The organism is Ruminococcus sp. AF17-1AC, assembly GCF_003461385.1.
Taxonomy (GTDB): domain Bacteria; phylum Bacillota; class Clostridia; order Oscillospirales; family Ruminococcaceae; genus Hominimerdicola; species Hominimerdicola aceti.
The window spans coordinates 1-23192 of the sequence record NZ_QTWZ01000001.1 but is presented as its reverse complement, the minus strand read 5'-3'; the positions used below and the strand labels follow the sequence as shown (position 1 = coordinate 23192).

The following is a 23192-nucleotide window of genomic DNA, read 5'->3' as shown; positions in this document are numbered from 1 at the left end:
ATATGATAGAAAATATCAGACTTTCATTTAAGGGAATACTTTCACATAAGATACGCTCGTTTCTTACTATGCTTGGTATCATTATCGGTATTGCGGCTATCATTGCTATAGTTTCCACTATCAAGGGTACAAATGAGCAGATAAAGAACAATCTTATCGGCGCAGGAAACAACACTGTGAAGATCCAGCTTTCAAATGGCGACACTGTTTGCGACTTTTCTTATGAAACGCCACCGTCTAATGTGGCAATGTTCACATCGGACACTAAAAAACGTATCAACGAGCTTAAAGAGGTGGAGTCAAGCACTTTTTACCGCACAAGAAACAATCCTGACAATCTGTTTTATCTTAACAACAAAATGGATTCGTCAACTATATACGGAGTAGACAAGGATTATTTTGACACTGTTGGATACGAGATAGTTGAGGGAAAGGGCTTTGCGGAGAGAAACTTTACCAAATTTGACAAGGTGGCAGTGGTAGACAAGACGCTTGCAGAGGGTCTTTTTCAGGGTGAAAGCCCTGTGGGAAAGGTAATAGATATAAGTGGTGAGCCGTTCACTGTAATAGGCGTGGCTGTGAAAAATTCAAACTTTGAGCCTGTTATAAGCTCAGTGGAGGACTACTACACATACAATCAGACATCAAGCGGACTTATCTTTATCCCCACAAACGATTGGGGGATAGTTTTCCGCTATGACGAACCAGAAAACTGTATCGTAAAGGCTGTGGACACGGACTCGATGACGAATGCGGGCAAAAAGTCGGCGGATATCCTTAACGAGAACGTTTCGGCTGTAAAGGGCGGAAGCGAGGAAACCAGCGCTTCTGTGGAATACAAGAGCGATAGCCTGCTGGAGCAGGCGAAGTCATTGCAGGATCTGAGTTCATCCACTAATAAGATGCTTATATGGATAGCTAGCATTTCACTGCTGGTAGGCGGTATAGGCGTAATGAACATTATGCTCGTGTCGGTAACAGAGAGAACGAGAGAGATAGGACTGAAAAAAGCACTGGGAGCAAGGAAAAAGAGAATTCTTGCACAGTTTTTGACAGAAGCGGCAGTGCTTACGAGCATAGGCGGAATAATCGGTGTGCTGACGGGCATAGGGCTTTCGCAGGTAATAGCGAAGGTAGCGGAAGTGCCTGTGGCGATATCCTCGGCGTCAATAGTAGTGTCGGTGGTATTTTCAATGGTAGTTGGAATAGTATTTGGACTTATTCCGTCCATAAAGGCGGCGAAGCTTAATCCTATCGACGCTTTGAGATATGAATAATAAGCTATAATAAAGCGGTGTCGGAGTGTAAAGCTCTGACCCGCTTTTGTTTGCCTACACAGCTTTATGATAAATCAAACCTTAACGCTTCGATGTGGGGACGTCGGGGCGCCGTCCCCTACATTTGGGTGCAGTGTTTATACAATGTAATAATCAGTAGGATCGTGAAAAAATGAAACGGGCGAACACTGTTCGCCCCTACAGTTGGTCTGTGCGGAAAACAAAAAAGCAGGCGGAGATCAATTCTCCGCCTGCTTGCGTTTGTGTAAATCAGAAAAGCGACTTCACCGCTTCACATATCTTCTCTGCTATATATGGATTGTTCATGGTGTAAAGGTGTATGCCGTCTACATCATTGGCGATGAGATCTACTATCTGCGATACCGCATAGGCTATGCCTGCATCTCTCATTGCTATTGGGTCGTTCTCGTATTTGTCCATTATCTTCAGAAATTTCTTCGGCAGGGTCGCATGACAAAGAGTTGTCATTCTAAGTATCTGCTTTTTGTTGGTCACAGGCATTATTCCTGCTTCGATAGGCACGTTTATCCCTGCTATGGCTGTTTTTTCTCTGAAATCGTAAAATGTGCTGTTGTCAAAGAAAAGCTGGGTGATAAGCTGTGAACAGCCTGCGTCTACTTTATCCTTCAGGTGCTTTATATCATCTACTATGCTGTCGCACTCCGGATGACATTCAGGATAGCATGCGCCTATTACGTTCATGTCGCTGTGTTCTTTTATGAAAGATACAAGGTCGGAAGCGTAGTGAAAATCACCTGCCGGCTCAAAATCAGGGTTTCTGTCACCTCTCAAAGCAAGTATGTTCTCGATATTCGCAGACTTCATCTCTTCAAGCTGCTCTAATACTCGCTCCTTTGTCTGATAAAGGCATGGCAGATGTGCCACTGACTCTATCTTGTGTTGATTTTTTATAGCCGAGCATATGTCGATAGTCGCATTGTTCGTGCTTCCGCCTGCTCCGTATGTTACGCTGATAAAATCAGGATTAAGTGGCTGGAGCTGTGATATGGTGCTGTATATGCTCTCAACAGGTGTTGAACTCTTTGGTGGGAATACCTCAAAGGATAATGTTGTCTTTTTCTTGAAAAGCTCGCAGGTCTTCATTTATTTTCCTCTTTTCTGTTATCTATATAAAAATATATTTTTTATTTTTTCTGTAAAGTGTATTATAACACAAATTTCCTAGTAAATCAATAATTTTTATTCTATGGTCTGTCATAGTTTAAAACTATATCGAATGAAGATACAGGTATTATCTTGAAAAATCAGGTTGAAAAAGGTGGCAGTCGGTGAAAATTGTGTGTAATGCTTGATTATTGGCGAAAAGTATGCTATACTTTACTCATTGAGCAGATAACAAAAACAGCAGAGAAAGGCGGTTTTTTGTTGAATAACAGAGATCAGTTCAAAAAGATACTTAACTATCTCAGCGCACTTGTTATAATCTGTGCCTTTATGAAGTGCTTCGACACCGTTTGGAACAACTTTTACAACAAGGCGATGCGTGACCCGTTCTGGCATAATGGTAACATTCTTATGGTGGCTATCTATGCGGTGCTATATATATCCATGGCAAAGACCTTTAACGGCTTCCGTCTTGGATATGATAAGTTCACGGGGCTTTTCGGTTCGCAGGTGCTGGGTGTGCTGGGTGCGAATTTTATAGAATTTATACTCGTTTCTCTTATCGGACGAGGCAGGCTCAACATAGCGCCCATACTTGTTATGACGGTCATTCAGGTGGCCATAGCCTTTGCGTGGAGCTATGTTTTCACTTGGATATATCAGGCGGTATACCCTCCACGGCGAATGATAATCGTTTATGGAAACAAGAACGCTAAGTACCTTGTTTCAAAAATGAGCGTGAGAAATGACAAATACAGGATATGCGCTTCTATAAGCTGTGAGGAGAGCCTTGAGGATATCGAGCGTGAGATATTAAAACACGAGGCTGTTATAATCTCAGATATCCCAAATGACCTGAGAAACAAGCTTTTGAAATTTACTTTTGAAAATTCTATCAGGACTTATATAAACCCTAAGCTGTCAGATATTATCGTAAGGGGTGCGGAGGATTTCCACCTTTTCGATACGCCCCTTTTGCTGGCGAGAAATGACGGCTTGCGCTGGGAACAGCGTGCGATAAAGAGAACGCTCGATATTTTGTTGTCAGCAGCAGCACTGGTGGTGGCGTCACCGTTTATGCTAGTGACAGCTATTGCAATAAAGGCTTATGATGGCGGTCCTGTGCTTTATTCTCAGAAAAGGCTCACAACAGGGGGCAGGGTGTTCAAGGTATACAAGTTCAGAAGCATGATAGTTGACGCTGAAAAGAAAAGCGGTGCGACCCTTGCAAAGAAAAATGACAGCCGTATCACTCCTATAGGAAAGCTTATAAGAAAAGTAAGGATAGACGAGCTTCCGCAGCTTATAAACATACTAAAGGGCGATATGTCGTTTGTAGGGCCTAGACCTGAGCGGCCTGAGATCGCGCAGAAGTATGAAAAAACAATGCCTGAGTTCAAATACAGGCTGAAAGTCAAGGCTGGACTTACGGGCTATGCACAGGTAATGGGAAAGTATAACACTACGCCTTATGACAAGTTGAAGCTTGACCTTATGTACATAGAGCATCAGTCGCTTATGCTTGATCTTAAAATATTCTTTATGACGGTAAAGACCTGCTTTATACCGGAAGCCACTGAGGGTGTAAAGGATTCGGCTCCTCTTGAAACTCACCGTGACAGGATAGAGCATGACAACAGCAAGGACGAAAAGAACAGCGAAGAGATAAAGCTGTGATAATATGAAAATGCAGAGGGCGGATCATTTTCGCCCTCTTTTTTGTATTTTGTGTGAAGGGGCGACCTGAGGTCGCCTGTGTTCGGAAATGCAACGTCACACCCAAAGCGAAAAAGTTTGTCTTATTGCAAATTTAGCAGGCGAACAGAGACGGACGAACGCTGTTCGCCCCTACATTTATCAACAAGTAACAAAAGAGCAGAACGTGAAAATGCGTTCTGCTCTTTTTGCATATATGACTTATGACCCCTAGACCGCCATGGTGGTCTTGAATTTAAGGCTTATTTTGTCTGCGATAAGTGCGATAAATTCGCTGTTTGTGGGCTTGCCCTTGCCTGTGTTTATGGTGTAGCCGAAGAAGCTGTTGAGGGTGTCGATATCTCCTCTGTCCCATGCTATCTCAATGGCATGGCGTATGGCTCTTTCTACTCTGGAGGGCGTAGTTGCGAATTTTTTTGCCACTGCAGGATATAATAGCTTTGTAACGCTTTCAAGCATTTCCTTATCGTTCACGGACTGTATGATAGCTTCCCTGAGATAGTGATAGCCCTTGATGTGGGCAGGGACGCCTATCTGATGGATTATGTCTGTGACGATTATCTCAAGGTTTATGCTCTGTTTGTTTTTCATATAGCTTGAGTCGGAGGATATATCGGTGTCGATATCCAGCATGGACTTTATCCTCTCGCCAAGTATCTTTATGTCGAATGGTTTGAGCATGAAATATGATGCTCCCGCGTTCATGACCTGTGTTTCTATAAATGAGTTCTCATAGGCGCTTGTAATTATAAAAAGCGGTTTCTGATAGGACGAGTTCTGTATTTTTCTTATAAGCTCGATTGCGTCAAGGCTCGGCATCACTGCGTCTGCGATAACAACGTCCGGCTGTTCGTTTTTGATAGCGTCATAGATAGTAAGTCCGTCCTTGGGACGTGTTATCACGAAAAAGCCCATTGCTCTCAGTGAGGAAGCACATGCTACCCCGTACTGTGCCGAATCGTCGCCAATAAGAATTTTGATCTTGTTTGTCATTGTCATTTCCTCCGTCGTATAATCTGTCATTTTTGTTTGAGAGCGTTTGTTTTAACTCCCTTTCACAAGATAAATGATAACACATTTATTTGTTAAATGCAATAGTTTTTTAGAAAAATCGTCAACAAATTATCGACTAATTAATGCAAAGTGTACAAATATCAGTGCATGAATATGCCAAAACAAGATAATTAAGCATTGTTCGACTGCAGATGATATTTTTCTCTATGCAAAGCCTTTTCATAAATCGACAGCGATCGGCAAAGGTCGCTAACCTGCGTTTTCTATGGTGCTTTCGGCAAACTCTGAGGTCTTTGAATACATTTCGTCAGCGAAGATACCGTAGCCTTTGGCGGTGTCTTCGATAAAAACATGGGTCACTGCGCCCACGAGTCTTCCGTCCTGAATGATAGGCGAGCCGCTCATGCCCTGCAAAATGCCCCCTGTTTTTTCAAGAAGCGTCTTGTCAGTTATTTTGATAACAAGGTCATGCTCGGCAGAATCTGAGAGATTTATCTGCTCAATAGAAACTTCGTACTCTTTTGGCCCGTCATTGTCAATAGAGGAGAGTATTTTGGCTTTGCCGGGGTGTATCTCCTGACGGAAGCCGAGAGGAAACTCTTTTGCATTTGGGCAAGGATTTGCATTCAGTGTGCCGAACACGCCGCTTTCGCAGTTTTTCAGGATATCACCTGTGGAGGCGGAGTTTGCAAACTCGCCTAAAAGCTGTCCCGGACAGCCTGAGCGTGACTTGTTGAAGCCTGTGAGGTTTATTTCGCCAACTGTGCCTGCGGAGAGGGGGAGGGGTTCTTTTGTGTCTGCGTCGCATACGGGGTGACCAAGGCCTCCGAAAGTTCCGTTTTCAGGGTCATAGAATGTGAGAGTGCCTATGCCTGCGGAGGAGTCACGCACCCACATTCCTGCTTTGTAGCTTCCGTCCTCAAGGCGTGGGCATAGCTTGAAGGTCAGGTCGTTGCTTCCACGCTTTATGCGCACTGAGCAGGCTTCACCGTTTGAGCTTCTTATTATCTTTGCAACGTCTGTGTTGCTTTTGACTTTTTCTCCGTCGATAGATACTATAACATCGCCCTCTCTTATACCGCAATCTTTGGCAGGGCTTGAAGAATCCACCTTTTGCAGATCGACCACCATTACGCCCTCTGTGAGAAGCTTTATGCCGAATGGCTGTCCGCAAGGATAAAGCATTGGTCTTTCCATTGTCTTTGATTCAACCTCCTTGACTGGCACTGCCCCAAAAAGCATGAGCATATTTTTTGTGTATCGTGACGCTCCTGACGAACCGCCTGACACCGCCACTGTCACCTTGCTTTCGCAGGGCTTTGAGGATATGGTGAAAAAGGAGTTCACGCTAAGCTCGCTGCCCTTTGAAACAAGGTAGAAATCGGGGAGCGTTGTGGAATAAAATCCTATAAGACCAAACAGCCCCAGCAGTATTATCCCTGTGACGCAGGCTGTTTTTTTGAAAAATGACGACATTTTTTTCACGTTCCTTTCTGTTTTTCTTTTCGCTTTTATTGTTGACCTGCTGAGAAATTTAATTCAGCCGTCGGCACAAGTATTATTTGTCTTGGAAAGCCTTTTTCAATTTTATTCTGCCTTCTTAACAGTGCAAAGGAATAAAATTTCATTTGTATGTGTTGAATTTCGTGGCATACTATGATATAATAAAATATCTGATGAGAACACTATGATACGATAATATTTTAATACATAAAAGAGGTACATTATGTCAAAAAAAGACAGACTTAAAGCACAGAAAGAAAAGCAGGACAGGCTCAGGAAAGAAGCGGAGCTTGAAGAACAGAGAGAGCGTGAGGAAGCCAGAGAAAGGCAGAGCCGCTCGGCGAAAAAGATGATGAAAAAGGCGAAACGCACAAAACCGAACGGTGAGCCTGTTTATTATCTTATTTTGAAGCTTCTTATGATAGTGCCGTTTGCGTATTCGGGATTTTTCTACGGCGGTGTAACTATCGTGGGCATCATGGGCAAGTATATAGAGCCCGTTCCGCCAAAGTGGGTGCTGTGGGCAATGGCGGCAGGCGTTGTTGTCATGTTTGCAGGAATATTGTTTGCGTTTTTCAAAAAATATATCGTTTCCTTTATACTTAGCCTTGGGGGCATGATATCGTTTCTTAAAGCGGGCGGATATCTTATAAAAAGGATACAGGACAAGCTGAGCAATTCGGCTGTAGATCAGTCTTTGCAGAATATGGATAAGGAATATATGTGGAGATTTTATCCTATAATAGGTGTTGCTGTCATATCAGCGACTCTGCTCATCTGCACTATAATAAGAAAACTCATTGAGCGAAAAAGACTGCAAAGAGAGAGGGATAACGCTCCTGTTGAGAGCATTATCAACTGATTTTGGTCTGCGTTTTTGTGTAAATGTGAGATTTTGCAATATTCTATTGACTTTATGTCATAAAATGATATAATTGAATGAGAATGTTATCAGAGTTTATTTTAAGAAGTTCATTAAGTAGAAAAAGCGGTGAGAATTTTGAAGAAAGCAGTTACACTTATAGATATAGCCAAAGCCTGTGACACAAGTAATGTCACTGTGTCAAAAGCCCTTGCAGGAAAAAGCGGAGTTAGCGATGCTCTCAGAGAGAAGATAAAGCAGGTCGCTGACGAAATGGGTTATGTGGGCGTGAAAAGCACTCAGAACAGGGGAGGCAATACTATCGGTGTGCTTATCCCATCAAAATTCATCAATCCTAACGGTTCTTTTTATTGGGCGTTGTATAACGCTCTTGTAACAAGGCTCAAAAAAGAGAATATGTACTGCATAATGGAAAATCTCGATCAGGAGGACGAGGACAGGCTCATGCTCCCGCATTGTATCGAGGACAAGCAGGTTTCAGCACTTATTTCACTGGGACAGCTTTCAAAGAATTATGCAAAGCTTCTTAATGACAATGTGAAAGATCTTGTACTGCTTGATTACTATGTGCCGTCCTTAGACTTGGACGCTGTTGTGACAAATGGCTACAGCGGAGGCTACAAGCTTACTTCATATCTTATAAAAATGGGTCACAAGAAGATAGGATACATAGGAAATAAATTTGCTACAACGAGTATTTTTGACAGATATATGGGCTATGTAAAGGCTATGATAGAGCATGGCTATGAGGTCAACGAAAAGTGGCGTATCGACGATCGTGACAAGCGTGATTTTATCACTATGACTTTCCCTGAGGACGATATGCCAACGGCTTTCGTGTGCAACTGCGACGAGGCGGCTTACCGTGCAATAAGACAGCTCCGTGGCATGGGATATAACGTGCCTGAGGATATTTCCATTGTGGGATATGATAACTATCTGATCTCTGAAGTTTCAGACCCGACTATCACGACTATAAACGTTGACGCAGATTATATGGCAGACCTTGCGGTAATGACACTTATGGATAGAATGGAAGAACCTGACGGCAAGCCAAGGATAATAACTATCGAGGGCGATCTCGTTATAAAGGACTCTGTAAAGAGGATATAGGTGTTTTATTATCGAATATAACAAAAAGATCAGCATGGCGGTTGCTGATCTTTTTTTATTTTGCTATTGACAAATGAGTAATTTTAAGTTATAATATAACCGTACTTATTAAGTGCACCTTTCTAATCTATGATTTTCTATTGTTTGCGACATGACCCCATTGGTTGTGTCGGTTGTCTGATCTAGGCGACAGTCTTTGTTAAGACTGTCGCCGTTTTTTTGTGCATATTGCTAAAATTCGGGTCTTAAAGTTTATGTTTGTTTACAAAATTGAGATTAAAAAGATATTAATTTCTAAAAAGATATTGACTTAATTTTATTTAGGCTGTATACTTAATATTGTCGTTGAAGACAAATTAATTTACTTAATAAAATTAAGCTAATTCGGAGGTTATCAAGTATGAAAGCAAAGAAGATATGTGCCGGTGCAATGGCACTGGTTTTGTCAATGGGAACAATGAGTGCGTTCACAGGCTGCGGAAGCTCTACAGATTCAAGCAGCAAGGCTGTTACACCTGAAGTATCGCAGGCTGATATCAAAGACTCATTCGACGCAAAGGGTGCAAAACTGGAAGTTCTTACAAACAGAACTGACAGAAAAGAGGACGGCAAGCTCGACGCTCTCACAGACAAGTTTGAGGAAGCTTACAACTGCACAGTTGAATACACTGCATACAAGGACTACGATACAGATGTAGCAACAAGAATGGGCACAGATGATTACGGCGATGTTCTTTGTATCCCTTCAAGCCTTAAGCTTGAGGAACTTCCTACATATTTCGTATCTCTCGGAACTTATGACGAGTTCAAGGACACATATCGCTGGTCAGACAAGAAGATGACGGCTGACGGCAATGTTTACGGACTTGCGGTAGGCGGAACAGCTACAGGCGTTCTTTACAACAAGAAGATATGGGAGCAGGCTGGTATCACAGAAACTCCTAAGACTCCTGACGAGTTCCTTGCAGATCTTCAGCTCATCAAGGATAACACAGACGCTATCCCTTACTACACAAACTTCAAGGACGCAAGCTGGACTATCACTCAGTGGCAGAACCTTGTTATTTCAGCAGCAGGCGGTGCTGAAGCTGAAAACAAGCTTCTTCAGGATAAGAGCGACCTCTTTGTAGAGGGAAACGGCTATTATGAAGTATATAAGCTGATGTATGATCTGTTCTCAAAGCCTGACCTTCTTGAAGAAGACCACGCTAACACAGAGTGGGAGTCATCAAAGGTATGGTTCGGCGAGGGCAAGATAGCAACAATGGTAATGGGCTCATGGGCAGTTTCACAGTTCATGGAAAAGGCTGAGAACCCTGACGATATCGGTTATATGCCTGTTCCTATCACTGCGGCTGACGGAAAGGTATACGCAGAGGAAGGCCCTGACTATACTCTCGGCGTAAGTGCAAACTCCAAGAATCAGGATCTTGCAAAGGCGTATGTTGAGTGGTTCGTTTCTGATTCAGGTTTCTCTGAGCAGGAGGGTATGATCTCAACAGTTCAGAACAAGGAACTCCCAAGCACACTGGCAGGATTCAAGGACGCTGTATTCTTCGAGAAGGCTGTTTGTCCGGATGACCTCGTTGGTAAGTTCGACGAGATCGACAAGGAGTCAGGCGTTGGCGTATGGCAGGGCGACGAGGACAACTTCAAGATCAAGCTTGCTGAGGCAGCATTCGCAGGCAAGGGCGACGACGGTTTCAACGAGATCATCGCTGATGTAAACAAGAAGTGGGCTGCTGCAAGAGATAAAGTTCTCGGCTAAGACTTAAGATAAATCCCTTATCAGGTACAGGCATTGTTCCTGTGCCTGATAATTGTGTTCAGGAGGACCTCAAATGCAAAACGGCAATAGAAAAGGCATTGCACAGTGGTCAAAGACTTATGCGGGTAAAAAGTTCTATACTTCTATACTGTTTCTTGCACTGCCGATAATCCTGCTTGTAACGTTTACCTTTATCCCTGCTCTGGATATGGTCATATTCAGTTTTCAGAACAGAGATCCATACGGCACTAACCCTACATATGCAGGCTTTTCAAATTATGTAACGATATTCACCGACAAGGACTATCTTGAAACTTTCAAGAACAGCCTTTATTATCTTGTTGGTTCATTTATTCAGCAGGCACTGGCTTTGCTGCTGGCGTCTATCCTCTGCTCAAAGATAAGAGCAAAGGGACTTTTCAAGGGAATACTTTTCTTCCCTTATCTTATGAACGGCGTTGCGGTATCTATCATATTCCAAAGATTTTTCCTCAAAGGTCAAAAGGGTCTTACCCCTGACGGAACGCTCAACACTATCCTTACCACACTGGGTCTTGACCCGATACTGTGGTTCGATGTTGACAGGCCGTTTCTTGCAAACTGCTGCTTGGTGTTCATTTCCATATGGAAATACATAGGCTTTGATATCATCATGTATATCGGTGCTATCCAGTCTATCAGCCCTGACCTTTACGAGGCGGCTGACCTTGACGGTGCTAATCCATGGCAGAACTTCAGATATATCGTATTTCCAAGCATAAAGCCTATCATCTCATTGCAGCTTATCCTTGCTGTAAAGGGTGCTATCTCAGTATTCGAGATACCATATATCACAACAAAGGGCATGATGGGCACTACCACATTCGTTATCAAGACTATCAACACAGCGTTCTCGCTGAAAAAGGTGGGTCTTGCTTCGGCAATGGGTATCGTGCTGCTTATCATAACGATAATCGTAACGTTTATACAAAAATACTTCTTCCGTGAGGACGACAAGACCCCTAAGGAGAACAAAAGGAGCAGAAAGGGGGCTGTGAAATAATGGCACAGAATGAAAACAAAGATTCAAAGCCGCTTTATATCGGCTCAAGGGTACTGAACATTTTCAAGTATGCTTTTCTTATACTCTGCTGTCTTATAGTAATAGTACCGATACTTGTTGTGCTCATAGGCTCGCTGAAAACCTACAAAGAGCTTTCAAACACCACGGTGTTCACTCTTCCGGAAGTGCCTCAGTGGGAGAACTTCAAGACAGCGTTTTTTACACAGAACATTCTTCTTGCATTCAAAAACACGGCTATAATAATTGTTGTATCCTGCGTTGGTTCGATAATAACAGGTACGATGACGGCTTATGTGGTTCAGCGCTTCAACACCTATTTTTCAAGAGTAGTAAAGACAGCGTTCCTTATTGCAACGCTTCTGCCTAATATCACAATGCAGGTAACGGTATTCCAGATAGTTTACAAGCTTGGTCTTTACAGATCTATGCTTGCACCTATCATTTTGAATATCGGTACAGATATTATTTCTATCTATATTTTCATTCAGTTTTTGGGACAGATATCATATTCCCTGGACGAAAGTGCTATTATGGACGGTGCTTCTTATCCAAGGGTATATTTCAGCATAATTCTCCCTAACCTCAAGCCTGCAATAGCAACAGTGCTTATCATCAAGTTCGTTGGTATCTACAACGATTTCTACACTCCAAAGCTTTATATGCCTGATGATGACCACGTTGTTATTTCAACTGTGCTTTACAATCTTATGAATGCCACTTCTGTACAGTGGGAGGTAGTTTTTGCGGGAATCGTAATTTGTATCATTCCGACTCTTATTATATTCCTCTTACTGCAAAAGTACATTTACAGCGGACTTGTTTCGGGAGCTGTAAAAGAATAAGCTTTATTTCTATTTTAAGGCAGCACCGCACAAGGATTGTGCGTAAGATGCGCAGTCAGATTTTTTGTCAGATAGTGCAGAAATTTTGCAGGCATACTGACGTATGTCAAGAAATTTCTGTGCTATATGACGGAAAATCTGCAAGCAGATTGCGTGCAAAGCCGACAGGCGTGCCTTGTGCGGTGTTGCCTTTAATTTCCTTACCATAGCAGGCGGTATGACCTTTTAGGAGGTCGATACCGCTTTTGCTTTATAGGCAAACAAAAAAGCGATGAGCCTTTTGCAAGGTCATCGCTTTTTTATATAGAGAGTATTGTTATCTTGACTTTGTTGAATTATTCTGCAAGAAGCTTTTCTGCACTTGCAAGCTTAACTGCTGTAGCGAACACGTCGGCTGCAATTTTAAGCTCGTTCTCAGGCGGGAATGTAGGAGCAATTCTGATGTTTGAATCGTCAGGGTCCTTTCCGTAAGGGTATGTTGCACCTGCACCTGTGAGGACTACGCCTGCCTCTTTGCAAAGCTGACAAATTCTCTTTGCACAGCCGTTAAGAGCGTTGAAGCTTATAAAGTAACCGCCGTTTGGCTTCTCCCAGCTTCCGATTCCCAGAGGTGCTATCTCCTTTTCGAGAGTGTCAAGAACTATCTTGAACTTAGGCTCGATTATAGCTCTGTGCTTCTTCATATGCTCCATAAGGTTTTCATATGTGCCGAAGAACTTAACGTGGCGGAGCTGATTTATCTTGTCATAGCCGATAGTCTGAACTGTCATCATGGATTTGAGGTACTTGATGTTCTTTTCAGATGACGCTATCATTGCAACGCCTGCACCAGGGAACGTTACCTTTGAAGTGGAGGCGAGCATATAAACTCTGTCAGGGTTGCCTGCCTTTTCACACTCGTCAAGAATGTTGAGAAGTGTGTCAGGCGTATCAGAAAGGTGGTGGATACAATATGCGTTATCCCAGAATATCTTGAAATCCTTAGCCTTTGTCTTCATGGCTGCAAGACGCTTTACTACTTCGTCAGAGTATGTTGTGCCTGTAGGGTTAGCGTACATTGGAACACACCATATACCCTTTATAGTATCGTCCTCGGCAACGAGCTTTTCTACCATATCCATGTCAGGACCGTTTTTGTCCATTGGAATGTTTACAAGCTCAAAGCCCATTTTTTCTGTTATAAGAAAATGTCTGTCATATCCCGGAACAGGGCAGAGCCACTTTACTTTTGTATCCTTCCAAGGCTTTTCACCGTCGCCTGTGCCGAAAAGCATGAACTTTGCGATAGTGTCATACATGATGTTAAGGCTTGAGTTTCCGCAAATGATAAGTTCGTCAGGCTTTACGCCCAGCATAGGAGCAAAAAGCGCCTTTGCTTCAGGCAGACCGTCAAGACCGCCGTAGTTTCTGCAATCTGTGCCGTCCTCAGCGAAACAATCCTCGCTGCTCTTTACTGCTGTGAGCAGACCCTCTGTCAGGTCGAGCTGTTCGGCAGACGGCTTTCCTCTTGCCATGTTCAGCGACAATCCCTGAGCCTTGAAATCGTCATATTCTTTCTGGACTTCCGCCTTGAATGCTGCCAGTTCCTCTGCAGACATTTCTGTTAGTTTCATATCAATGTCCTCCACTTGTAAATTATAAATTATAGTACACTACTATACAGAACAATTCGGCAAATCCCGACTTTCGCCGCACTCTGCCGAACGTATCTGATATCCTTACTTATATTGTATACCCTTTTCACTGTTTTTGCAAGTGCTTTTTATCATTCCTGCAAAAAATCAGAAACTTGCACGAATATGCTTATGCGAATATGGCCATTATGGGCAACTTTTATAATTTACATTCAAAACGCTTGTTGATGATCCGTTTTTTGTTTTGTTAGAACTAACTGAGCCTGCAGATACAGAAAACCGCAGTTTTTTATCGCAATGCAAAAATATGAAACAAGCAAAGTGTTAATAAAATGTTAAATTTAAGAAGAATACGTTTACATTCAAATTCTAAACGTTTTCAGCAAAAATAGGGACTTGAAATTTTTCTTAAAGTATGCTTTAATAGTAACAACGGCGTTTTACCAAAATGGCAAGCCGAATGACATCGCCTTGAATAAGCGGAGGATATATTCGCATATGTATTCGGGGGAAAAATAAAAAGTAATCATTTTTTATATTATGAAAGGTGGATTTTAACATGAGCGTTAAAGTAATCAACGGACAGGCTATCCCAAATATGCCTTGGCAGGATAAGCCGGCTGACTGCAATGAAGTGATCTGGAGAGATAACAGAAACCCTATCATTCCTAGAAATCTTCTTCCTACATCAAACTCTATCTTCAACAGTGCGGTAGTTCCTTTCGAGGGCAAGTTCGCAGGTGTATTCCGTGTTGACGATAAGGAAAGAAACATGGCTCTCCATGCTGGTTTCTCCGAGGACGGTATTCACTGGAACATCAACCCAACAAGAATTATGTTCGAGCAGGCTGAAAAGTCTACAGAAGAAGTAAATCAGTGGGGATATGGTTATGACCCAAGAGTATGCTTCATCGAAGACAGATATTGGGTAACATGGTGTAATGCATACGGCTGGAAGCCAACTATCGGCGTAGGCTATACATATGATTTCAAGACATTCTATCAGTGCGAGAACGCATTTCTCCCATTCAACAGAAACGGCGTACTCTTCCCAAGAAAGATTGACGGCAAGTATGTAATGTTCTCAAGACCTTCTGACTCAGGTCACACTCCATTCGGTGATATGTACATTTCACAGTCACCTGACATGAAGTACTGGGGCGAGCACAGACACGTTATGGGTCCTCTCAAGGGCTGGGAGTCCAAGAAGATCGGTGCAGGTCCTATTCCAATAGAGACAGACGAGGGCTGGCTCTGCTTCTATCACGGTGTTCTTGAGTCTTGCAACGGCTTTGTATACAGCTTCTCAGCTTGCATCCTTGACAAGGAGCAGCCATGGAAGGTCAAGTACAGATGCGGCGAGTATCTCATCAACCCAAGAGAGATCTATGAGTGCGTAGGCGATGTTCAGAACGTAACATTCCCATGCGCAACACTTTGCGACGCTGACACAGGCAGAATTGCTATTTACTACGGCTGTGCTGACACTTGCGTAGGTCTTGCTTACACAACTGTTGACGCTGTTGTTGACTATGTAAAGAGCCATTCTTCTATCTAATTTCGATCTGATAGACTAATAGAATAGTTTACAAAAGAGCAGAACTTCGGTTTTGCTCTTTTTGTTGTTAGGACATAAAAAAGACGGCTTTGAAAGCCGTCTTGTGAATTATAACAAATAGATGTGTAAGCAAATGAACTACATACAGACGATGTATTTGTGCGGTAGCAATGGTCTATATTTTTTCAGGTGCGTCCTTTTCGTATTCGGCGAATTGCTTTTCCATATCAGCTTCGCTTTCGCCAACTGAGCGCAGTATCTCTTTGAGAAATACTCTGTCCTCAGGCTCTCCTGAAAGCTTTGCACTGTGCTTTTCGTAGAAGTATCTCATTTTAAGCACGCTGATAGGGGAAAGCTTCTGCTTTTCTGCGGCTTCGTATGCAGAGTTCACGTCTGTGATGAAAAAGCCCATGCTGTATTCAGGAGCCTCCTCACATATAGCTTTAAGCATATCTGCTATAAGATCTTCACGGACGTACACCACTCTGCCTGCAGAGTGGAGCATTCGCATTGTGCTGTTGTAGTCTGATACCCTGAGTGTTTTAAGCTCATCACGGCTCAGCCCCAGCCACGAAAGGGCAACGGCTGCTGCAGCCTCAGTATTGGTTTCATGCAAAGCTTTGACCTTATCCTCTATCTGAGAAAAGGAATAGATATATTTTTGTTCCATATTTATTGCCACCTTATGCCTTTATCTTTCTGTATTCCGCCGGAGAGATGTTCTCGTGCTTTTTGAATACAACATAAAAATACGAGCTGTCGCTGAAGCCTGTTTCCGAAGCTATCTCCGCAACTGTCTTTGATGAGTAGGTAAGAAGCTCCTTTGCGTGGCTTATGCGCACTGTGTTTAAATATTCCATTGGTCTTATGCTGAAATTTTTCTTGAAAAGTCTGCAAAGGTGCTGTTCTGATACCCCTGCCACAGCCGCCATATCTGCGAGTTTTATAGGCTTTGAATAATTCTCCTCGGTGTATTTCATGACCTTTGCGACGGCTTCGGAATTTACACGGCTCTTGTATGGGAACTTATCGTCCGAAAGCTTGCGGTATTCAAGAAGCATATCGTAAAGCTGTGCGGAGGCATAATAGTTGCCGTATGCCTTATCGCTTTTTATGGTGTAATATGCGCTGTCAAAAAGCTTGTGCATACGATCTGCACCACAGTTTAAGAAAACATGAAATTTGTTAAGATCCCATTCTTTCAGCAGCTCGAGAGCCTGTTTGCCGTCAAAGCACACCCAGTCAAGATACCATGAATGAGTCATGGATCTATATTCGTGGGGACAGTGCGGTGGTATATAGAAAATGCTGTCAGGCATTATTTTTACGGTCTTGCCGTCTACCGTTACCTCACCCTCGCCCTCAAGACAGACGAAAAGCTGAGGATAATCATAGCCCTCCGGTCTGCTGACAGGAAACTGCCAGCAGCTCACGCCTATGCCGATGATATAAAATGGCAGAGCTTTTTCAGTTCCTATAACAGGATAGAATTGTTTCTGCATATATTTTTCCCCCATATCTGAAGCAGAAAAAACTGCAATATATTAACATGATAACTACACATTTTATTATAGCAGTGTCGCAATATGTTGTCAAGCAAAAGAATAAATTGCGGTAAAATATGAACCAACTGTTGACTTTTTATCCCAACCGTATTATAATAATAAGGAAATGGTGCGAAAGTGCCAAGTCTTATTTTGTGGGACGTATCTGAAAGGAATTTGTATTATGGAGAACAATGTTATTATTCTTGCCGGCGGACAGGGCAAGAGAATGAAGACCAATATGCCAAAGGCTTTGTGCAATGTTATCGGCGAGCCTATGCTGGAGTGGGTGCTGACAGCCTGCGAAAATGCAGAGCTTGACGATATCTGCGTTGTAAAAGGCTACGAGGGTCAGCAGATAGAGGATTATCTTGCACAGAGAAAGTCAAAGGCTGATATCTGCACTGTTATGCAGGAAGAGCGACTTGGCACAGGTCATGCTGTTATGCAGGCGGCTGACTTCCTTAAAGCTCACGCTGAGGGAAACACACTTATACTCTACGGCGATGCTCCTTTTATCGACGCAGAAACTATCAAGGGTGCGCTGGAGCTTCATACTGAAAAGGACTGCGGCGTAACTGTTGTTACATCAAGAGTTGAGAACCCTACAGGCTACGGCAGAATAATCCGCACTGAGAATGGCATTTCAGGAATAGTTGAGCACAAGGACTGCACACCTATGCAGCTTGCTATCACTGAGATAAACTCAGGCTGTTACTGGTTCAAGACGGCTGATCTGCTGGAAGTTCTTTTCGACATCAAGCCTGAGAACGCTCAGGGTGAGTATTATCTTACAGACTGCATCGAACTGCTTATTGCAAAGGGCAAAAAGGCTGACGCATTTATTTCTGCAAATCCTCATGTTGCGCTTGGTGCAAATGACAGACGTGGTCTGCTTGCACTCAATGATATCGCAAGATATGAGATAATAGGAAAGTGGCTTGACGAGGGTATCGAGTTCTGCTGCACAGACGGTGTTTCTATCGGAAACAATGTTACTATCGGTCATGGAACAAAGATACACAGCGGAGTTATACTTAGAGGAAACACCACTATCGGCGAGAACTGCAATATCGGCAACAACTGCATAATAGAGAACACAACTGTAGGAAACGGCGTAAACCTCAACAACGTTCAGGCTTACGAGTCTGTTATCGAGGACGACGTTAAGATAGGACCTTATGTTCAGCTCAGACCTAATTCACACATCAAGAAGGGTGCGAAGATAGGTGACTTTGTGGAGATAAAGAACTCCACTATCGGCGAATACACAGCGGTGGCACATCTTACATACATCGGCGATTCTGACGTCGGTTCAAATGTAAACTTCGGCTGCGGCGTTGTAACAGTAAACTACAACGGCGACAAGAAGTTCAGAACTGTTATCGAGGACAATGCTTTCATCGGCTGCAACACAAACCTTGTTGCACCTGTAAGAGTCGGCAAGGGTGCATACACAGCGGCAGGCTCTACTATCACAACTGATATCCCTGACAACGCACTTGCTATCGAGCGTGGCAGAGAAACTATCAAAGAGGGCTACGCTGAGAAGAAGCTCAAGGCGAGAACAGAAAAGTTCGAGGCTATCCACGGCAAGTCTGAGGAGAAGTAAGAGCGGATATTAGCTTTGAGTGTGAACGAACAGCCACTTGCTTTTGCTTTCTGCTAATTTTATTCATTTTTCGTTTGACAAACAAAATCTCATATGCTATAATAAAGCCGACAGTAAAATGTCGGCTTTTGTTTATACCCCGTCTTGCATAAAGACGGGGTTATTGTGCGTGGATAGAATAAGCTGTCGGGGCTGACATATTATAAAAGATAGGAGAATTTACAATGGATATATTTGAGAAATTAAAGAAATTGTCTGCCGAGAGGGAAACGGCTATGGGCAAGCCTGAGTATATTATCGTGGGGCTTGGCAATCCCGGCGTGGCTTATGAGAATACTCGCCATAACGCAGGCTTTCTTGCGGTGGCGGCTATGGAAAAGAAATACGGCTTTTCGGTGAATACACATAAGTTCAAGGCTCTTGTGGGACGTGCCGTTATAGGTGGAAAAAGCTGTCTTGTCATGAAGCCTGAAACTTTCATGAACAATAGCGGTGAGGCTGTCAGCGACGCTATGGACTTTTATGATATACCGCTTGAAAATGTTGTCGTGGTCTATGACGATATTTCACTTGACGTGGGCAAAATGAGGATACGCAGAAACGGTTCGGCTGGGGGTCATAACGGCATAAAAAGCATTATCGCACTGTGTGGCGGTCAGGATTTCCCAAGGGTAAAAATAGGCGTGGGCAAAAAGCCTCATCCTGATTACAACTTGGCTGACTGGGTGCTTTCAAGATTCACTGACGAGGAAATGAAAAAGCTTTCTGATGTGGATAAAAACACCTGCGAGGCTGTGGAGCTTATGGTGCAGGGCAAGATAAACGAGGCTATGAACAAGTTCAATTAGGGACAATTTTTGACCGACATATTGATAAAGACAAATATCGGGACGTCGAGGGCGCCGTCCCCTACAGTTATATTGTTATTAAAACTTTTTTTCGGAGAACAGCAAGATGAATATTTTTTACGAAATGGCGAGCCGTCTTGGCTTTTATAAAGATGTGAAAAACTGCCTGCTCAAAGGGTTTACTCCTTGTGCGGTCACTGGCGTTTCAAATATACACAAGGCTCAGACCGCAATGGCTCTCAGCAGGCTTTCCCCTTGCCTTGTTATATGCGACGACGAAGCGTCTGCCATTAGAATGACAGGGGATATAAACGAAATGGCTGGGGAACAGCTTGCCTGCGTTTTTCCTGCAAAAGACCTGAACTTTGCATACATGGAGGGCGTTTCAAGAGAATATGAGCATAAAAGGCTGGAAGCTCTTTCTCTTATCACTCAGGGCAAATGCAAGATAATCGCCGCAAGTATGGAAGCTTGCTTGCAGGGAACTATTCCGCAGGATAAGCTGAAAGAGTTTTCCTTTGAGGTAAAAACAGGGGGCGAACTGAGTCTTGAGGAGCTTACGAACAAGCTGCTTGCAGGCGGATATACAAGAACAGATCAGGTGGAGGGTCAGGCGCAGTTTTCTGTGAGAGGCTCTATCGCCGATATTTTCCCTGTGCAGGAGTCACGTCCTGTGAGAATAGAGCTTTGGGGCGACGAGGTTGACTCTATATCATATTTTGACCCCGAAAGCCAAAGACGTACCGACCCAATAGACGAGATAGCGGTTTTCCCTGCCTTGGAGATAATTTTCCCTGACACTGATGACCTTGTGACAAAGCTTGAAGCCTTGTCGAAGTCTGTTCGTGGAAGCCGTACCGATAAGATAAGAACGAATATTTCAAGGGATATAGAAACGGCTCAGAGCGGTATCACCCTCACTAATCTTGATAAGTATTATACTGTGTGCTATGACAAGCTCACAACTATTTTTGACTATTTTCAAAGCGGTGTTTGCCTTGTGTCGGAGTATACTAACTGTATCGAAAAGGGCAAGGCGGCTCTTGCTCAGCTTTCGGAGGATATGAAGCTTCTTTATGAGGACGGCATACTGTTCAGAAAGCTGGAGGGCTTTTATCTTGATATACCACAAGCGGAACTAAAAATAACACAAATGAAGTCGGTGTTTCTTGACAGCTTTATGCGCTCTAACAACGGCGTGAAGTTCAAAAAGCTTATCAATACCGACTGCCGACAAACGGCGGCTTGGGGCGGTAATATCATCAATCTTGAAGAAGAACTGAAAAATCTCTGCTCTCAGGGGTATTGCACTGTTGTGCTGGCAGGCTCGGAAAAGACGCTTCCTATTATAAATAAAGACCTTAATGATGCTGGCATCTCTGCGGAGATCCTCACTGAGGACAGCGAGATAATAAAGGGTAAGGTATACCTGCGCACGGGCTGTCTGTCAGGTGGCTTTGATTATCCTGACATAGGCTGTGCGGCTATCACTCAGATGAAAGCCATGAGTGCAAAGAAGAGAAAATCCCGTCACAAGGCAGGAGAAGAGATAAAAAGCCTTTCGGATATACAGACAGGCGACCTTGTTGTTCATGCTATGTACGGCATAGGCAGATTTTCAGGAATAAAAAATATAGAAACGAACGGCGTAACAAAGGATTATATCACAATAAAATATGCAGGTACGGACGTGCTTTATGTGCCTGTTACTCAGCTTGACCTTGTGTCAAGATATATAGGTCCTAGAGATGACGGGGCAGTGAAGCTCAATAAGCTCAACTCTATGGAGTGGACAAAGACACGAAACAAGGTAAAGTCTGCCGTAAAGGATATGGCGGAGGAGCTTACAAAGCTTTATGCTCAAAGACAAATGGCAAAGGGTTTTGCTTTTTCCCCTGACAACGATTGGCAGGCGGATTTTGAGGAGCGTTTCGATTATCAGGAAACCGACGATCAGTTAAGATCTATACAGGAGATAAAGTCAGATATGGAAAAGCCGTCCCCAATGGACAGACTTCTCTGCGGAGATGTGGGCTTCGGCAAAACGGAGGTGGCTCTCCGTGCGGCGTTCAAGTGTATGCTTGATAACAAGCAGGTGGCTATACTTGTGCCAACAACTGTTCTTGCATGGCAGCATTATCAGACGGCGATAAAAAGATTTGAGCATTTCCCGGTGAAGGTGGAGCTTTTGTCGAGATTTAGAAAACCAAAGGAGCAACAGCAGATAATAAGAGAGCTTAACCGTGGCACTATCGACCTTATCATAGGCACGCACAGGCTTGTGCAGAAAGACGTTAAGTTCAAGGACTTGGGCCTTGTTATCATAGACGAGGAACAGCGTTTTGGTGTTGCCCATAAGGAAAAGTTCAAGGAAACTTTCAAGGGTGTTGATGTGCTTACACTTTCGGCTACCCCGATACCAAGAACGCTTAACATGGCAATGAGCGGTATCAGAGATATGTCGGTCATAGAGGAGCCGCCTATGGACAGACACCCTGTTCAGACCTATGTTATAGAGCATAATATGGGCGTTATAGCGCAGGCAATAAGCAAGGAGCTGCGACGTGGCGGTCAGGTGTATTATATCCACAACAGGGTGGAAACTATCATGATGACCGCAAATAAGCTTCAGGAAATGCTCCCTGACGCAAGGATAGCGTTCGCACACGGACAAATGCCCGAGGAGGAGCTGTCGGAAATATGGCGGCAGCTTTGCGACAGAGAAATAGATATACTGGTCTGCACCACCATAATCGAAACGGGTGTTGACGTGCCGAATGTAAATACACTTATAATAGAGGACGCTGACAGATTAGGCCTTTCACAGCTCTATCAGCTCCGTGGACGTGTGGGAAGATCAAACCGCCGTGCTTTTGCGTACTTCACTTTCAGACGTGGCAAGGTACTCACTGAGGTAGCGGCAAAAAGGCTTGATGCAATAAGAGAGTTCACACAGTTCGGCTCAGGCTTCAGGATAGCATTGCGTGACCTTGAAATAAGAGGTGCAGGCTCTATACTCAGCGGTAAACAGCATGGTCATATGGAGGCAGTAGGCTATGATATGTACCTGAGATTGCTCAATGAGGCTATAGCTGAACAAAAGGGAGAGGCTCTGCCACCGTCACCTGAGGATTGTTTGGTGGATATATCCATAGACGCATTTATACCTGACCATTATATAGAAAATCTGTCACAGAGGATAGATTGCTATAGGAAGATAGCTTCCATAGGCAATGAGGAGGATTCCAGGGACGTTATCGACGAGCTTATAGATAGATACGGCGACCCACCGAAATCGGTGCTGGGATTGGTGAACGTTGCAATTACGAGAAATACTGCTTCAAAGCTTGGCATAAAAGAAATAACACAAAGAGGGGATAAGGTGCTGTTCTTTGTGAAAACCGCAGAGGTGGAGCAGATACAAGCGTTGTATGGAGCATATAAGAATAGGATCAGGTTTTTTGACGGAGAGAAACCGTATTTTGCAGTGACATTGGAGAAAAAGCAGAAAGCGGCAGAATTAATGGCGGAAACGGTAAGATTAATGAGGAATGAGGAGTGAGGAATGGCGGAGCCATACCGAGTAAATCATTAACACAAAGCAGAGGAAACACCGAGCAAAGTGACAACTGAGCGACGCTCAGCTGTCACTTTTTGTATTAAAGGAACAA

Annotated in this window: 17 protein-coding genes; 11 read left to right on the top strand and 6 right to left on the bottom strand. The window is 43.6% G+C overall.

Annotation, left to right across the window (positions count from 1 at the left end):
• Positions 1 to 2: 2 nt before the first annotated feature.
• A complete protein-coding gene (locus tag DWW81_RS00085; RefSeq protein WP_117896563.1) occupies positions 3 to 1277 on the top strand; it encodes an ABC transporter permease in 1275 nt (424 codons plus the stop codon).
• A gap of 270 nt (positions 1278 to 1547) precedes the next feature.
• Here the strand turns inward: DWW81_RS00085 and metF are convergent, their stop codons facing one another.
• Positions 1548 to 2402, bottom strand: a complete 855-nt coding sequence (gene metF, locus DWW81_RS00080; RefSeq protein ID WP_117896562.1) for a methylenetetrahydrofolate reductase [NAD(P)H] — start codon at positions 2400 to 2402, stop codon at positions 1548 to 1550.
• A 282-nt stretch (positions 2403 to 2684) separates the two neighbouring features.
• Here metF and DWW81_RS00075 point away from each other — a divergent pair, with 282 nt between their 5' ends.
• Entirely contained in the window at positions 2685 to 4100 is a 1416-nt protein-coding gene (locus tag DWW81_RS00075; RefSeq protein WP_117896623.1) for a sugar transferase, read from the top strand.
• A gap of 249 nt (positions 4101 to 4349) precedes the next feature.
• Here DWW81_RS00075 and spo0A read toward each other — a convergent pair whose 3' ends face one another.
• Both spo0A and spoIVB read right to left on the bottom strand, forming a co-directional pair.
• A complete protein-coding gene (gene spo0A / locus DWW81_RS00070) occupies positions 4350 to 5132 on the bottom strand; it encodes a sporulation transcription factor Spo0A (protein WP_117892584.1) in 783 nt (260 codons plus the stop codon).
• Between the two features lie 270 nt (positions 5133 to 5402).
• Positions 5403 to 6629: a SpoIVB peptidase gene (gene spoIVB / locus DWW81_RS00065; protein ID WP_117896561.1), complete on the bottom strand. Its 1227-nt coding sequence runs from the start codon at positions 6627 to 6629 to the stop codon at positions 5403 to 5405.
• A gap of 250 nt (positions 6630 to 6879) precedes the next feature.
• On the opposite strand from spoIVB, the gene DWW81_RS00060 reads away from it, so the two are divergent.
• From DWW81_RS00060 to DWW81_RS00040, 5 genes are all read left to right on the top strand, one after another.
• Positions 6880 to 7518, top strand: coding sequence for a hypothetical protein (locus DWW81_RS00060; RefSeq protein WP_117865586.1), 639 nt, complete (start codon positions 6880 to 6882; stop codon positions 7516 to 7518).
• A 138-nt stretch (positions 7519 to 7656) separates the two neighbouring features.
• On the top strand, positions 7657 to 8652 hold the full coding sequence (locus DWW81_RS00055; RefSeq protein ID WP_117896560.1) for a LacI family DNA-binding transcriptional regulator: 996 nt from the start codon (positions 7657 to 7659) through the stop codon (positions 8650 to 8652).
• Positions 8653 to 9052: 400 nt separating this feature from the next.
• Positions 9053 to 10420 carry an extracellular solute-binding protein gene (locus tag DWW81_RS00050; RefSeq protein ID WP_117896559.1) on the top strand — a complete coding sequence of 456 codons (1368 nt, stop codon included), beginning with the start codon at positions 9053 to 9055 and terminating at the stop codon, positions 10418 to 10420.
• A gap of 73 nt (positions 10421 to 10493) precedes the next feature.
• A complete protein-coding gene (locus tag DWW81_RS00045) occupies positions 10494 to 11462 on the top strand; it encodes a sugar ABC transporter permease (RefSeq protein WP_022288679.1) in 969 nt (322 codons plus the stop codon).
• A complete protein-coding gene (locus DWW81_RS00040; RefSeq protein ID WP_117896558.1) occupies positions 11462 to 12325 on the top strand; it encodes a carbohydrate ABC transporter permease in 864 nt (287 codons plus the stop codon). The genes DWW81_RS00045 and DWW81_RS00040 overlap by 1 nt, the downstream gene beginning before the upstream one ends.
• Before the next feature lie 335 nt (positions 12326 to 12660).
• Here DWW81_RS00040 and DWW81_RS00035 read toward each other — a convergent pair whose 3' ends face one another.
• Entirely contained in the window at positions 12661 to 13938 is a 1278-nt protein-coding gene (locus DWW81_RS00035) for an aminotransferase class I/II-fold pyridoxal phosphate-dependent enzyme (RefSeq protein ID WP_117896557.1), read from the bottom strand.
• A gap of 580 nt (positions 13939 to 14518) precedes the next feature.
• On the opposite strand from DWW81_RS00035, the gene DWW81_RS00030 reads away from it, so the two are divergent.
• Positions 14519 to 15517, top strand: coding sequence for a glycoside hydrolase family 130 protein (locus DWW81_RS00030; protein WP_046440570.1), 999 nt, complete (start codon positions 14519 to 14521; stop codon positions 15515 to 15517).
• A 175-nt stretch (positions 15518 to 15692) separates the two neighbouring features.
• Here the strand turns inward: DWW81_RS00030 and DWW81_RS00025 are convergent, their stop codons facing one another.
• Together DWW81_RS00025 and DWW81_RS00020 are read right to left on the bottom strand one after the other, a co-directional pair.
• Positions 15693 to 16187 (bottom strand): hypothetical protein, encoded by a 495-nt coding sequence (locus DWW81_RS00025; RefSeq protein WP_117896556.1) that lies wholly within the window; start codon positions 16185 to 16187, stop codon positions 15693 to 15695.
• A 13-nt stretch (positions 16188 to 16200) separates the two neighbouring features.
• On the bottom strand, positions 16201 to 17019 hold the full coding sequence (locus DWW81_RS00020; protein WP_181982618.1) for an AraC family transcriptional regulator: 819 nt from the start codon (positions 17017 to 17019) through the stop codon (positions 16201 to 16203).
• A 226-nt stretch (positions 17020 to 17245) separates the two neighbouring features.
• Here DWW81_RS00020 and glmU point away from each other — a divergent pair, with 226 nt between their 5' ends.
• The 3 genes from glmU to mfd all read left to right on the top strand — a co-directional run bounded on the left by glmU (position 17246) and on the right by mfd (position 23083).
• The gene (glmU, locus tag DWW81_RS00015) at positions 17246 to 18673 is read left to right on the top strand and encodes a bifunctional UDP-N-acetylglucosamine diphosphorylase/glucosamine-1-phosphate N-acetyltransferase GlmU (RefSeq protein WP_117896554.1); all 1428 of its coding nucleotides are present in this window, start codon (positions 17246 to 17248) and stop codon (positions 18671 to 18673) included.
• Positions 18674 to 18897: 224 nt separating this feature from the next.
• Positions 18898 to 19521: an aminoacyl-tRNA hydrolase gene (gene pth, locus DWW81_RS00010; RefSeq protein ID WP_117865607.1), complete on the top strand. Its 624-nt coding sequence runs from the start codon at positions 18898 to 18900 to the stop codon at positions 19519 to 19521.
• A gap of 106 nt (positions 19522 to 19627) precedes the next feature.
• A complete protein-coding gene (gene mfd / locus DWW81_RS00005; RefSeq protein WP_117896553.1) occupies positions 19628 to 23083 on the top strand; it encodes a transcription-repair coupling factor in 3456 nt (1151 codons plus the stop codon).
• Positions 23084 to 23192: the final 109 nt, after the last annotated feature.